Raw genomic sequence first — 12,859 nt, 5'->3', positions numbered from 1 at the left:
CGGATGAATCCGCTCCTACAGTTGACGTACTGCACCTTCAACCGGCAGACGTAGCAGCTTCAAGAGGAAAAACAACCCTGAAGGTCGTACCCCGTTCTGCACTGGAAACGACCTCTATCGTGCCACCATGGCTGGTGACAATCTCGTTGGCAATGAACAAGCCAAGCCCCAACCCATGCGGTTTTCCACTCTCGGCATGGCCCGCCCGGGCCAAGCGTGCCTCGGGATTGAACAGGTACATCATGTGGTCTGGCGAAATGGGATTGCCCCAGTTGTGAATCTCGATCACCGCGCAATCGTTCTCGGTCGCAAGCCGCACCTGGATCGGCAAGCGGGTGTCGCCGTGGCGTATGGCATTGTTGACCAGGTTCGACACTGCCTGGGACATGCGTGACGGGTCGAAGCTGGCCGGCAATGGCGCTACCTGCTGCAAACGCAGGTCGATCTGCGGATGGGCCAGGCTGACTTCCTTGACGATAGCGTTACACAGTGCGCTGAGCTCACTCGGCTCACGCTGTATGGGTATGCCCAGGCTCAGATTGCATCGGGCCAGGTCGAGCAAATCGTTCACCAGGTCGTTGGCTCGCCCGACGCTCGCGTAGATCTGGGTGACCACGGTCTGTTCCCGGGGCCCCAGCTGTTGGCTCTTGGCAAGCATGCCGGCCCCCATGGTGATCGCTGTCAGTGGGGAGCGAAGGTCATGGCCGAGTACACCCAGCACCATCTTGCGGGTGGTCTCGACGGCCTTGCCATACGAGGCGATGGATTCGACCAGGGCCTGGTCGATGGCTTCGTTGAAGCGGATGATCTCCGCCACCCGCTCGGGCTGGTCGATCGACGTTTCCTGAGCAAGCCACAGGCGCAACACGCTTGAGCGAAGGGCGCGGTACTCCGACACCATCTGATCCATGCTGAAGCCGTCCATCAGGCGCATGACTGCGTGGGTTTCTGCCGCACTTTCGCGCGCCGACGCCGGAGCGAGGCCCTGGGATTTGTCTATTTCCTGCTGTACGGTCTGGTGTGTTTGCATGTCCCGCGCCACGGCCAGAAGAATGTGCGCGGCGTGGTTCCTCAGGCCCGATACGCTCAGTGCTTCCCTGGGCAGGTCAACCGTTCGGGCGAAGTCCTCCCAAGCCTGGAGGATGCTTTCCATCTGCTCAATGATGAACGTAGACAACCGCATGCAGTCATTCCTCCGCTGCTTGACCAGGGCAGTTTTCGATTGGGTGGATTAAGCGTAGCGCTGCAAAGCCCGGTTTTCGAGCCGGGCGCCACCTTTGTGGCAGGCTACCGCCTGGCGGTTCGCCGGCAGATGAAAATCCATTGCCCGTGCGTGAACCAGTGTCGCGCCACGCAGTCTTAGCCCGGCCCTTTCATCGGCCTTACTGCCAACCCTCTGTCGAGCTGTTCGCCCATGCGCCAAGCTGCCCGCTGCTCCCGCCTTGCCTCGCTTTGCCTGTTCCCGCTCCTGCCGCTGTTGACCAACCCCGCCCATGCCAGCGGGGAGCGGCAACTGGTGGAGGCGATCAACGACTATCGCGCCCAGCCACAGCGTTGCGAGCGGCGCCTGGTTCGGGCCTCGACGCCGCTGGCGCTGAAGGCGAACCTGGCGCTGCCGATCGGCTATGGCGGTGGCTTGCGCGACGGCTTGAAGGCGGTCGGCTACCAGGCAGTGAAGGTGCGGGCTATCCGCCTGGTCGGCGCGCACGATGCCGAGGAGGCCTTCGACATGCTGCGCAGCGACTACTGCGCTGCGTTGCTCGATAGCCAGTATGCCGATATTGGCGTGCGCCGCGCCCGCAATGAGTGGCAGGTGGTGCTGGCGCGCCCATTGCTGGAGGCGCAACTCGGCGACGGCCGCGCCACGGGCCAGGCGTTGCTGGCACAAGTCAACGCTGCGCGGGCCAAACCGCGCCTGTGCGGGCGCCAGCGCTTCGCCGCCGCGCGCCCGCTGACCTGGAACACCGCCTTGGGCGCGGCCGCACAGCGCCACAGCCGGGCGATGGCCAACGAAAACTTTTTCGCCCACCGCGACCTCGACGGTGACCTGCCGGCGGACCGAGCGCGGGATGCCGGCTATCGCGGCCGCCAGATCGGCGAGAACATCGCCGCCGGGCAGGGCTCAGCGAGCAAGGCGATGGCAGGCTGGCTGGCCAGCCCGGGGCATTGCGCCAACCTGATGAACCCGATGTTTACCCAGGTGGGGGCGGCATATGCCGAGAATTCGCGTAGCGATGATGGGGTTTACTGGACGATGGTGTTCGGCGCGCCCTGAACCACGGCAGCGGTACTCGACAAGGCTTGCAGCATAGGTTGCCGTGGGTGAATGCGCCCACAGGATGACACAACGCTTGCTTATGACACATCGTGTCATTAAGATCGCATTGTGTCCTGACGTCGCCCCGCGCCGCTCAGCCCCTGATCGCCATCCCATGCAGGTACCGCCCATGACGACCACCATGCAAACCCCCAAGGACCAGCTCGTCAAACTCGCCCAGCAGCAAATGCTGACGGCGCTGGCCGACAACACCTACACCCCACGGCAAAAACTCGCCCTCACCTGCCGCATCCTGTTCGACGCTGGCCACGACTCCGGCCTGGCCGGGCAGATCACCGCGCGCGCCGAGCAACCCGGCACCTACTACACCCAGCAACTCGGCCTGGGCTTCGATGAAATCGCCGCCTCCAACCTGCTGCTGGTGGACGAAGACCTCAACGTGCTGCAAGGCCGCGGCATGGCCAACCCGGCCAACCGCTTCCACAGCTGGCTGTACCGCGCACGCGCCGACGTCAACTGCATCATCCACACGCACCCGCTGCACAGTGCCGCCCTTTCGATGCTGGAGGTGCCGCTGGCCATCTCGCACATGGACCTGTGCCCGCTGTTCGATGACTGCGCGTTTCTCAAGGAATGGCCCGGCGTACCGGTGGGCAATGAAGAAGGCGAGATCATTGCCAGGGCGATCGGCGACAAGCGCGCGATCCTGCTTTCCCACCACGGCCTGCTGATCGCCGGCCGCTCGATCGAGGAAGCCTGTGTGCTCGCCATGCTGTTCGAGCGCGCGGCAAGGATGCAGCTGCTGGCCATGGGCGCCGGCGACATCCGCCCCATCCCCGAGGCACTGGGCAAGGAAGCCCACGACTGGATCTCCACCCCGAAACGTCATGGCGCCGCGTTCAGCTACTACGCGCGCCGTGCCTTGCGTGCCCATGGCGACTGCCTGGGCTGATCGACGATGTTGCTCCCTATCCCCTACAACGGCAGAGGTGCCTGCTCATGTCTACACCTGTAATTCGCGGCGTTATCGGCTACACCATCACTCCTTTCACGGCAGACGGCACGCTTGACCTGGATGCCCTGGGCCTGTCCATCGACCGCCTGATCGCCGACGGCGTGCACGCCATCGCCCCGCTGGGCAGCACCGGCGAAGGCGCCTACCTGTCCGACAGCGAATGGGAAACGGTGGTGCGCTTCAGCCAGGCGCGCATCGCCGGCCGTGTGCCAACCGTGGTCAGCGTCTCCGACCTGACCACCGCACGCACCGTGCAGCGTGCCCGCCTGTCCCAGGCTTGCGGCGCCACGGCGGTGATGGTGCTGCCCATTTCCTACTGGAAGCTCACCGAAGCCGAAGTGGTTGCCCACTACCGCGCAGTGGGCGCGGCGATCGACATTCCGATCATGCTCTACAACAACCCCGGGACCAGTGGCACCGACCTGTCGGTAGAGCTGATCCTGCGCATCCTCGACGAAGTGCCCAACGTGACCATGGTCAAGGAAAGCACCGGTGACATCCAGCGCATGCACCGCCTGTTCAAGGCCACCGAGGGTCAGGTGGCGTTCTACAACGGTTGCAACCCGCTCGCCCTGGAAGCCCTGGTGGCCGGTGCCGCCGGCTGGTGCACCGCCGCGCCCAACCTGATCCCGGCACTGAACCTGGCGCTGTGGGACGCGGTGCAGCAAGGCGACCTCGGCGAGGCCCGTGCGCTGTTCTATCGCCAGTACCAACTGCTGGAGTACATCACCCGCCGCGGCCTGCCCACCACCATCAAGGCCGGTTTGCAGATGCTCGGCCAGCAGGTCGGCGCCCCTCGCCTTCCGCTGCAGCCACTGGATGCGCAGGGCAGCGCCTACCTGAAAGGCTTGCTGGAGGAACTCGGCGCGGGCAACTGACCCGTTCTGCCCCTCCCACAGTTATCGCGCTACCCAGCTGGCGCAGGACCTGTGGGAGTGGGTTTACCGGCGCACACCGGCGCAGCCGCTACCATGCAAGCCGATTGCCGCAGTTGGCTCAGGCGAGCGGATTGGCAAGCAGCACGCGACCATCCGCCGCCGGCCGGTTGACGAACAACACATCCAGTACACTGTTACGCAGCCCCTTCACGGCATTCCAGTTCGCCGACGCATGTATGTACCGGTGGCGCAACAGCTGCTCCTCCTCCGCCGTCAGCCCTGGCTGTTGCCGCTCACCCAAGGCGAACGCATGCAACTTGCGGCTGATTTCCAGCAATGGCTCCGGCAAGCGATGCTCGGCCTGCCCGCCCAACGGGGCAAACGGCACCCCCGCCCGCACCGCCAGTTCGCGCATGATGCTCAGGTACACCCGAGATAGCTGCCCCGCCACCTCCCGTTCACGGTATATCGCCGCATACACCTGCTTTTGCCCCTCACCCAAGCGGTCACCGGCAAGTGGCACCTCCCAGGCCAGCACCTGCCCACCACGTGCCTCCGGTATCGACGCCAGCAAGGCCTGCATAGTGGCGTATACGCGTGTCTGCTCGGCACGCATACCTTGCGGCACACGCTGTGATTGCGGTTTGCACAGCAACACCTGCTCCTGGGTGGTCTCCGGATAACCACCGCCGATGTTCGCGTGCACGCCCGGCAACACGATGTCATGGCCGCTGCGCAGCAGCGGGTAGTTGTGCCGCTGCTCGTCCCGCGCCACCAGTTGCACCGTTTGCCGGGCAATGCCTGGCCAAAGCCCCAGGCGCAAGCCGGCGTGGCGCTCGTCTGCCGGGTCGAAGTCACCCTGCAACGGCGCGACGATCGCCGCCACGGTGTCGAACAGGCCGATGAAATTGATCACCAGCCTGCAGGGCACCGGCATCAGCCGGCCTGCATTGTCGTGCAGCAGGTTGGCCAGATGCCGCGCTGCCGCCGCCCCCCGGCTGAAGCCGAACAGATCGAACTCGACGCGCTCGGGCCTGGCCTGCGGATGCGCCTGGCACCAGCCGCGCAATTGCTCGGCTATAGCGGCCAGCGCCTCGGTAGCCCGCGCCGCCACCCCTGTCGACCCAGACCCGGTGGCAGACGCGTACACCTGGTCCGGCTCGCCCGCCAAGGTCCCCACGCCTTCGACATATTGTTTCAGAAACCCCATGCGGCCCTCGGCATCGGCACCCTGCCCCGGATACAGGGCATGCAACAGGGCCACATTGCTCAATGCGTTGGCATAACTGGCCCCCATGCCCAGCGGCACCTCCGGCTGTGCCACATTGTTCTGGTTGTTGCCGGTGCCATCGAAGAACACCCCGAAACGCAGGGCGACCGGGGCCATACATTTGTTGTTACAGCTGTTCGCTACCATCAGCGTGCTTCCTGCTTGTTCAAAAAGCACAAGCAAGCGCCAGCGCGCCGCGACGGAACATCAGCCAATGGCCAGCCATGATCGGGAAAATTCAGCGCGTGCATGGCCCCCGGCAAGGATAAATTTCCCTGCCGCCATTGGTCGCCGCCCCCCCGGATGGATTAAAGTATCAGCCCTTGCCAGGGCAGCTGCTTCCAGTTGCCTGCGGCCCCACACCAGGAACCGTCGCCGATGGAACACCGTGAAGCGCTGATCGCGCTGCGCACTTTTCTTTCTTCCCAGATCCTGGGCCAGGAAAAACTGGTCGAGCGACTGTTGATCGTGCTCCTGGCCGATGGCCACATGCTGGTCGAGGGCGCGCCGGGCCTGGCCAAGACCAAGGCCATCAAAGAGCTCGCCGAAGGCATCGAGGCGCAGTTCCATCGCATCCAGTTCACCCCCGACCTGCTCCCGGCCGATATTACCGGCACCGAGATCTATCGCCCGGAAACCGGCAGCTTCGTGTTCCAGCAAGGCCCGATCTTCCACAACCTGGTGCTGGCCGACGAAATCAACCGTGCCCCGGCCAAGGTGCAGTCGGCGCTGCTCGAAGCCATGGCCGAGCGCCAGGTCAGCGTGGGCCGCAGCACCTACGACCTGTCGCCGTTGTTCCTGGTCATGGCCACGCAGAACCCGATCGAGCAGGAAGGCACCTATCCGCTGCCCGAAGCCCAGCTCGACCGTTTCCTGATGCACGTGAAAATCGGCTTCCCCGACGCGGCGGTAGAACGGCGCATCCTGTTGCAGGCCCGTGGTGAAGCCCTGGGCGGCGAGACCAAGCCCGAACGCCGGGTCAGCCAGCAGGCGATCTTTGCCGCCCGCAAGGAAATCCTCGGCCTGTACATGGCCGACGCGGTGGAGGAATACCTGGTGCAGCTGGTGATGGCCACCCGCACCCCGGCCAAGTTCGACACCGAGCTGGCCGACTGGATCGCCTACGGTGCCAGCCCACGCGGCTCCATTTCACTGGACCGCTGTGCACGCGCGCACGCCTGGCTGGCCGGGCGCGACTTCGTCAGCCCCGAGGATATCCAGGCGGTGCTGTTCGACGTCCTGCGCCACCGCATCATCCTCTCGTTCGAGGCCGAGGCCGCCGGGATCGACCAGGACCGCGTGGTCCAGCGTATCCTCGACGTCGTCGCCGTAGCCTGAGCCCATGCCCACCGCGTCGCTGGCCGAACCCGGCATCCGTATCGGCCTTGCCGAACTGATCGACATGCGCCACCGCGTGCGCGAAATCCAGCTGTTTTCCCGGCCTGGCCAGCGCAGCCCGCTGGTGGGCCTGCACCATTCCAAGCTGCGCGGGCGCGGCGTGGACTTCGACCAGGTGCGCGTGTACCAGGCCGGCGACGATGTGCGCAACATCGACTGGCGGGTCACCGCCCGCACCCAGGAGCCGCACACCAAGCTGTTCCATGAAGAGCGCGAACGGCCGATCTTCATCCTCGTCGAGCAGAGCCAGCGGCTGTTCTTCGGTTCGGGGCTGATGTTCAAGTCGGTGCTGGCGGCCCAGGCTGCAGCACTGTTCGGCTGGGCCGCGCTGGGCCACAACGACCGCATCGGCGGGCTGGTGTTCGGCGACAACGAACACCACGAAATCAAGCCGCGACGCAGCAAGCAGAGCCTGCTGCAGTTGCTCAACCGCCTGGCCAAGGTCAACCAGGCACTGCACACCGAGGCCAGCCCCGGCACGGACAGCCTGGGCCTGGCCCTGCGCCGCGCCCGCGAGGTACTGCGCCCCGGCAGCCTGGCCATCATCATCTGCGACGAACGCTCGCTCACCGCTCAGGTGGAACAGCACCTGGCGATGCTCTCGCGCCATTGCGACCTGCTGTTGATGCCGGTATCCGACCCGCTCGACCACGCCCTGCCCGCCGCCGGCCTGTTGCGTTTTGCCCAGCGCAGTGCGCAACTGGAGCTCGACACCCTCGACGCCAACCTGCGCCAGGCGTACCGCCAGCAGGCCGAAGCGCGCATCGAACGCTGGGAACTGATGGCGCAGAAGCTGCGCGTGCTGCTGATGCCACTGAGTACCCAGAGCGAAATGATCGAGCAACTGCGCGAATACCTGAATGCCCAGCGGCCACGGAGCGCGTCATGAAGAGCTGCGGCCAATGAACCCGCTTGACCAATTGCAACCGCTGATCGCCCCGGCGCCGATCAGCCTGTGGCCACCGGCCCCCGGCTGGTGGGTGTTGCTGGCCGTGCTGCCGCTGCTGGCCTGGGGCTTGTGGCGCCTGCGCCGCTGGCGCCCGGGCAAACGCCGCGTGGTACGCGCCGAGCAACCGCTGGACCCGGTGCGGGTAGAGGCGCTGGCCGAGCTGGCCCGCCTGCCGCGCCCCTATGACGGCGCCCCCGCTGGTGCCTGGCTGCAACAGATCAACGCGCTGCTCAAGCGCCTGTGCCGCATCCACTACCCGGGGGCCAACAGCCATACCCTCAACGGCCGCCAGTGGCTGGCGTTTCTCGACAACCGCTGCCCGGCCGCCGGCCTGACCCGCTGGATGGTGCTGGTCGAAGGCGCCTACAAACCCGAGTGCAAGCTCGACGACAAAGCCATCGCCGGGCTCAGCCAAGCCGTCGAAACCTGGATCCGCAAGCATGTTTGAACTGGCCTGGCCGTGGGTCTTCGCCCTGTTGCCGTTACCGTGGCTGGCGCGCCTGGTACTGCCGGCTGCCGACAGCGGCGAACCGGTGCTCAAGGTCGGCTTCCTCAACGAACTGGAGAGCCTGGCCGGGCGCCGCGCGCGGCTGAACCTGCCAACCTGGCGCCAGCAGGCGCCGTTCGTCGTCATCTGGCTGCTGTTGCTGTGCGCCGCCGCCCGCCCGCAATGGCTGGGCGACCCGGTCCCGGTGGCCGCCAGCGGCCGCGACCTGCTGGTGGCAGTGGACGTGTCCGGGTCGATGGACTTCCCCGACATGCAGTGGCACAACGAGGAGATCAGCCGTCTCGACCTGGTCAAGGCGCTGCTCGGCGATTTTCTGCAGGACCGCGAAGGCGACCGCGTCGGCCTGATCCTGTTCGGCAGCCAGGCCTACCTGCAGGCCCCGCTCACCTTCGACCGGCGCACCGTGCGCACCTTCCTCGACGAAGCCCAGATCGGCATCGCCGGCAAGAACACGGCAATCGGCGACGCCATTGGCCTGGCGGTCAAGCGCCTGCGCCAACGCCCGGCACAAAGCCGGGTGCTGGTACTGATCACCGACGGCGCCAACAACGGCGGGCAGATCCACCCACTGACCGCCGCCCGCCTGGCCGCCCAGGAAGGCGTGCGTATCTACACCATCGGCATCGGCGCCAACCCCGAGGCCAGCGGCACCCCGGGCCTGCTCGGCCTCAACCCGAGCCTGGACCTGGACGAAGCCTCGCTCAAGGAAATTGCCGAAATCACCCATGGCAGCTACTTCCGCGCGCATGACGGCGCCGAACTGGACGCCATTGGCGACACCCTTGACCAGCTTGAACCGGTGGCCCAGCAACCGACCCAGTCGCGCACCGCGAAGGCCCTTTACGCCTGGCCGCTGGCCCTGGCGCTGTTGTTGAGCGTGCTGCTGGTGGTCGCCGTGCAATGGCCCGACAACCTGCTGCAGCGGGTGTTGCGCAAGCCGCGCTTCCTGCAGCCGCACCCGGAGTGGCGGCAACGGCTGAAGCGTCTGCGCCTGAGGAGACGGCGATGAGCGAACTGTGGCCTGAATGGTTGCGCCCGCTATGGCTGCTGGCCGTGCCCCTGCTCGGCTGGCTGCTGTACAAGCTGTGGCACCGGCGCAAGCGCGCCGGGCGCTGGCAGATGATCCTGCCGCCGGCGTTCCATGGCGTGCTGCTCGGCGGTGGCAGTGGCAGCAGCAGCAAGCTGCCCTGGGTGGCGCTGGGCCTGGCCTGGGCGCTGGTGGTCCTGGCCTTGCTCGGGCCCAGCTGGCAGCGCGTGGAAGAAAGCCGCCAGCGCCCGGCCGACCCGCTGGTGATCCTGCTGGAACTGACCCCGCAGATGCTCGCCGAGGACAGCCCCCCCAACCGCCTGGAGCAGGCGCGGCGCAAGATCCTCGACCTGCTGGAGCACCGCCGCGACAGCCAGACCGCACTGGTGGTCTATGCCGGCTCGGCGCACACCCTGGTACCGCTGTCCGACGACCTGGCGACCACCCGCAACCTGCTCGAGGCGCTCGACCCGTCGATCATGCCCAAACCCGGCCAGCGCGCCGATCTCGCCGTGCAGAAAGGCCTGGCCCTGCTGGCCCAGAGCGGCCTGGGCCAGGGTCGCCTGTTGCTGGTCGGTTCTGCGCTGAGTGCGCCAGAGCGCCAAGGTATCGCCCAGGCCCTCGGCCGCCAGGGCCCGAGCCTGCTGATGCTGGGCATCGGCAGCCGCGAGGGTGCACCGGTGCGCCAGGCCAACGGCGAATACCTCAAGGACGACCAGGGCGGCATCCTCCTGCCACGGCTGGACAGCGCCAGCCTCAAGGGCTTCATCAGCGGCACCGGCGGGCGCTACCGGCATGCCCGGATCGACGACCTCGACCTGCGCGGCCTGGGCCTGTTCGACAGCCCACGCAGCGGGCGCAGTGACGGCCAGACCTTGCAACTGGACAGCTGGGCCGACCAAGGCTACTGGCTGTTGCTGCCGCTGTTGCTGCTGGCCGCCTGTGCCGGCCGACGCGGTTGGCTGCTCTGCCTGCCCTTGCTCCTGGCCGTGCCACAACCCAGCCACGCCTTCGAATTCAATGACCTGTGGCTGCGCCCCGACCAGCAAGGCCAGCGCCTGCTCGAGCAGAACCGCCCGGCCAGCGCCGCGCGGCACTTCCACGACCCACAATGGCGCGGCATGGCCTTGTACCAGGCCGGCGACTATGCCGCTGCCGCCGAAGCGTTTTCCCAGGGCGACACGGCCGCAGCCCACTACAATCGAGGCAATGCCTTGGCCCGCAGCGGCGAACTGGAAGCTGCGCTGGACGCCTATGAACAAGCCCTGGAGCGCCAGCCCGACCTGCAAGCCGCGCTGGACAACCAGGCGCTGCTGCAGCAACTGCTACAACAGCGGACGGCCAAGGCCGACGAGCAACCGGCCAACAGCGATGCCCAAGGCACGCCCGGCAGCGAAACCGAAGGCAACAGCAGCTCGGCCAGCAGCCCGGCCCAAGGCACACCGGGCGATGATGAACAGCCTGGCAGCGAACAGCCCGGTGAAGGCAGCGGCAACAGCCAGGCCGCGTCTGGCAACCAGGCGGGCGCAGATGACGGCGTGATTCAGCCGCCGCAGCGCCCGGTGTCGACCAGCCTCGATGCCGAACAGCGCCAGGCCCTGGAACAGTGGCTGCGCGAGATCCCCGACAACCCGGCCGAGCTGCTGCGGCGCAAATTCTGGTATGAACAGCAATTGCAACAGGAAAATCCACAATGAGTCGCTTCGGCGTCTTTCTACTCGGCCTGCTGTGGGCCGTGCTGGCCCAGGCCGAACCGCTGCTGCGGGCCAGCGTTGACCGTACCCGCGTGGAGGCCGGCGAAAGCCTCGAGCTGACCCTGGAAAGCCAGGACATCACCGAGTTTGGCAAGCCCGACCTGCGCGCGCTGGAAAACGACTTCGAGGTGCGCGGCACGCGCCAGCTGAACAGCCTGCACAGCCTGGATGGCGAAACCCGCGCCAGCACCCGCTGGATCATCACCCTGTTGCCACGGCGCAGTGGCAGCCTGCGCATCCCCGAACTGCAACTGGGCCAGTCGCACAGCCAGGCCATCGACCTGCAAGTCCTGCAAGCCGACGCCAGCCGCCAGGACAGCGCTTCCCAGGTGTTCATCGAAGCGAGCCTGGACACTGCCGACGTCTATGTCCAGGCCCAGGCCGTGCTGACCCTGCGCATCTACCATTCGGTGGCACTGTACGACGACAGCAGCCTGAGCCCGCTGCAACTGGACAACGCCAAGGTCGAACCGCTGGGCGAATCGCGTACCTATGAAAAGGAAATCAACGGCGTACGCCACGGCGTGATCGAAACCCGCTATGCCATTTATGCCCAGCAGAGCGGTACCCTCGAGATACCGTCGTTGACCTTCAGCGCCACCGCTGCCGCCAGCCCGGACGCGGCCTCGGCCGCCAACGGCACGGCCCGGGCCGGGCGCCAGGTGCAGGTCAGCTCGCTGCCATTGCGCCTGGCCGTGCGGCCGATTCCGGCGGCCTGGCCGGCTGGCGTGCCGTGGCTACCGGCCCGTAGCCTGAGCCTGGAAGAGCACTGGAACCCCGACCCGGGCGACCAGCAGGTGCAGATTGGCGATTCGCTGACCCGGAACATCACCTTGCGTGCCGAAGGCTTGTCCAGCACCCAGCTGCCACCGCTGCCAGCCACCGAAATCACCGGGCTGCGCCGTTATCCCGACCAGCCGCTGCTGCGCAACGAGATTGGCGAACGGGGCATGACCGCGAACCGTGAAGAACGCGAGGCGCTGGTGCCGACCCACAGTGGCGCACTGGCCCTGCCGGTACTGGAAGTAGCCTGGTGGAACACCCGCGAGGACCACCTGGAGCACAGCAGCCTGCCGGCGCGTACGCTCAACGTGCAGGACAACCCGGCACTGAGTGCCGATACCCCGGCGGGCGACAGCAGCAGTGCCGGCAGCCTGCTGTGGCCGTGGCAGCTGGCCACCTTGCTGTTTGCCCTGACCAGCGTGCTGGGCTTCGCCCTGTGGTGGCGCGCCCGTTCGCAACCGGCCGTGCTGCGCGCCGCGCAGACCGGGCCGAGCCCGCGTACCTTGCTGGATGACCTCAAGCGCGCCTGCCAGGCCAACGACCCGCAGGCCACCCGCCAGGCACTGGACGCCTGGGCCCGGCAGCAGCCGGAAACCCTGGCCGAAATGGCGGCGCGCTTCGTGCCGCTGTCGGATGCGCTGGACGGCTTGAACGGGGCGCTGTACAGCGAGAGCGGGCAGTATTGGCAGGGTGAGGATCTGTGGCGGGCGATCGGTACCATTCCGCCGGCTGAGCAGGTGTTGTTGCCAACGGGCGAGAACGGCAGCCTGCCGCCGCTCTATCCCAAGTAATCGGCTACCTGCCCGGGGCTCGTCATGGGCTGCCCGCTCCCTTTTTGCAGGAGCGGCCTTGCGTCGCGAAAGGGGTGCGAAGCGCCCCCGGGACTTTCGCATCACTGTCAGATTGCCGGGGCCGCTTTGCAGCCCTTTCGCGACGCAAGGCCGCTCCTACAGAATGCGCTGCGCCGGCCTTGAGGCTTGCCGGCGATCGGGGCGCACA

11 protein-coding genes are annotated in these 12,859 nt (G+C 66.7%); 9 read left to right on the top strand and 2 right to left on the bottom strand.

Going from position 1 to position 12,859, the window contains the following annotated elements:
- Positions 1–37 precede the first annotated feature (37 nt).
- Positions 38–1,183 carry a sensor histidine kinase gene (locus ACJA3S_RS07975; protein WP_406821415.1) on the bottom strand — a complete coding sequence of 382 codons (1,146 nt, stop codon included), beginning with the start codon at positions 1,181–1,183 and terminating at the stop codon, positions 38–40.
- Positions 1,184–1,414: 231 nt separating this feature from the next.
- Between ACJA3S_RS07975 and ACJA3S_RS07970 the strand changes: the two genes are divergently transcribed.
- The 3 genes from ACJA3S_RS07970 to ACJA3S_RS07960 all read left to right on the top strand — a co-directional run bounded on the left by ACJA3S_RS07970 (position 1,415) and on the right by ACJA3S_RS07960 (position 4,171).
- Positions 1,415–2,275 (top strand): CAP domain-containing protein, encoded by an 861-nt coding sequence (locus ACJA3S_RS07970; RefSeq protein ID WP_406821414.1) that lies wholly within the window; start codon positions 1,415–1,417, stop codon positions 2,273–2,275.
- 172 nt (positions 2,276–2,447) lie between these two features.
- On the top strand, positions 2,448–3,230 hold the full coding sequence (locus ACJA3S_RS07965) for an aldolase (protein WP_170029019.1): 783 nt from the start codon (positions 2,448–2,450) through the stop codon (positions 3,228–3,230).
- 47 nt (positions 3,231–3,277) lie between these two features.
- The gene (locus tag ACJA3S_RS07960; RefSeq protein ID WP_406821413.1) at positions 3,278–4,171 is read left to right on the top strand and encodes a dihydrodipicolinate synthase family protein; all 894 of its coding nucleotides are present in this window, start codon (positions 3,278–3,280) and stop codon (positions 4,169–4,171) included.
- A 118-nt stretch (positions 4,172–4,289) separates the two neighbouring features.
- Here the strand turns inward: ACJA3S_RS07960 and ACJA3S_RS07955 are convergent, their stop codons facing one another.
- Entirely contained in the window at positions 4,290–5,588 is a 1,299-nt protein-coding gene (locus tag ACJA3S_RS07955; RefSeq protein ID WP_406821412.1) for a T6SS phospholipase effector Tle1-like catalytic domain-containing protein, read from the bottom strand.
- Between the two features lie 231 nt (positions 5,589–5,819).
- Between ACJA3S_RS07955 and ACJA3S_RS07950 the strand changes: the two genes are divergently transcribed.
- From ACJA3S_RS07950 to ACJA3S_RS07925, 6 genes are read left to right on the top strand one after another with little or no spacing between them, the layout of a single operon-like run.
- Positions 5,820–6,779 carry a MoxR family ATPase gene (locus ACJA3S_RS07950; RefSeq protein WP_186679428.1) on the top strand — a complete coding sequence of 320 codons (960 nt, stop codon included), beginning with the start codon at positions 5,820–5,822 and terminating at the stop codon, positions 6,777–6,779.
- 4 nt (positions 6,780–6,783) lie between these two features.
- Positions 6,784–7,728, top strand: a complete 945-nt coding sequence (locus ACJA3S_RS07945; protein ID WP_406821411.1) for a DUF58 domain-containing protein — start codon at positions 6,784–6,786, stop codon at positions 7,726–7,728.
- 13 nt (positions 7,729–7,741) lie between these two features.
- The gene (locus ACJA3S_RS07940; RefSeq protein WP_406821410.1) at positions 7,742–8,236 is read left to right on the top strand and encodes a DUF4381 domain-containing protein; all 495 of its coding nucleotides are present in this window, start codon (positions 7,742–7,744) and stop codon (positions 8,234–8,236) included.
- Positions 8,229–9,305, top strand: a complete 1,077-nt coding sequence (locus ACJA3S_RS07935; RefSeq protein ID WP_170029012.1) for a VWA domain-containing protein — start codon at positions 8,229–8,231, stop codon at positions 9,303–9,305. The genes ACJA3S_RS07940 and ACJA3S_RS07935 overlap by 8 nt, the downstream gene beginning before the upstream one ends.
- Positions 9,302–11,020 (top strand): tetratricopeptide repeat protein, encoded by a 1,719-nt coding sequence (locus ACJA3S_RS07930; protein WP_406821409.1) that lies wholly within the window; start codon positions 9,302–9,304, stop codon positions 11,018–11,020. The genes ACJA3S_RS07935 and ACJA3S_RS07930 overlap by 4 nt, the downstream gene beginning before the upstream one ends.
- A complete protein-coding gene (locus ACJA3S_RS07925) occupies positions 11,017–12,651 on the top strand; it encodes a BatD family protein (RefSeq protein WP_406821408.1) in 1,635 nt (544 codons plus the stop codon). The genes ACJA3S_RS07930 and ACJA3S_RS07925 overlap by 4 nt, the downstream gene beginning before the upstream one ends.
- Positions 12,652–12,859: the final 208 nt, after the last annotated feature.

It is taken from the genome of Pseudomonas sp. KnCO4, assembly GCF_045344305.1.
Taxonomy (GTDB): domain Bacteria; phylum Pseudomonadota; class Gammaproteobacteria; order Pseudomonadales; family Pseudomonadaceae; genus Aquipseudomonas; species Aquipseudomonas anuradhapurensis.
This window is presented reverse-complemented; position numbering and strand designations above follow the sequence as displayed.

Bases quoted from the DNA above. Each gene is read 5' to 3' on its own strand.
- ACJA3S_RS07960 (WP_406821413.1), top strand. From the start codon at position 3,278: ATGTCTACACCTGTAATTCGCGGCGTTATCGGCTACACCATCACTCCT.
- ACJA3S_RS07930 (WP_406821409.1), top strand. From the start codon at position 9,302: ATGAGCGAACTGTGGCCTGAATGGTTGCGCCCGCTATGGCTGCTGGCC.
- ACJA3S_RS07935 (WP_170029012.1), top strand. From the start codon at position 8,229: ATGTTTGAACTGGCCTGGCCGTGGGTCTTCGCCCTGTTGCCGTTACCG.
- ACJA3S_RS07945 (WP_406821411.1), top strand. From the start codon at position 6,784: ATGCCCACCGCGTCGCTGGCCGAACCCGGCATCCGTATCGGCCTTGCC.
- ACJA3S_RS07925 (WP_406821408.1), top strand. From the start codon at position 11,017: ATGAGTCGCTTCGGCGTCTTTCTACTCGGCCTGCTGTGGGCCGTGCTG.
- ACJA3S_RS07970 (WP_406821414.1), top strand. From the start codon at position 1,415: ATGCGCCAAGCTGCCCGCTGCTCCCGCCTTGCCTCGCTTTGCCTGTTC.
- ACJA3S_RS07975 (WP_406821415.1), bottom strand. From the start codon at position 1,183: ATGCGGTTGTCTACGTTCATCATTGAGCAGATGGAAAGCATCCTCCAG.
- ACJA3S_RS07950 (WP_186679428.1), top strand. From the start codon at position 5,820: ATGGAACACCGTGAAGCGCTGATCGCGCTGCGCACTTTTCTTTCTTCC.
- ACJA3S_RS07955 (WP_406821412.1), bottom strand. From the start codon at position 5,588: ATGGTAGCGAACAGCTGTAACAACAAATGTATGGCCCCGGTCGCCCTG.
- ACJA3S_RS07965 (WP_170029019.1), top strand. From the start codon at position 2,448: ATGACGACCACCATGCAAACCCCCAAGGACCAGCTCGTCAAACTCGCC.
- ACJA3S_RS07940 (WP_406821410.1), top strand. From the start codon at position 7,742: ATGAACCCGCTTGACCAATTGCAACCGCTGATCGCCCCGGCGCCGATC.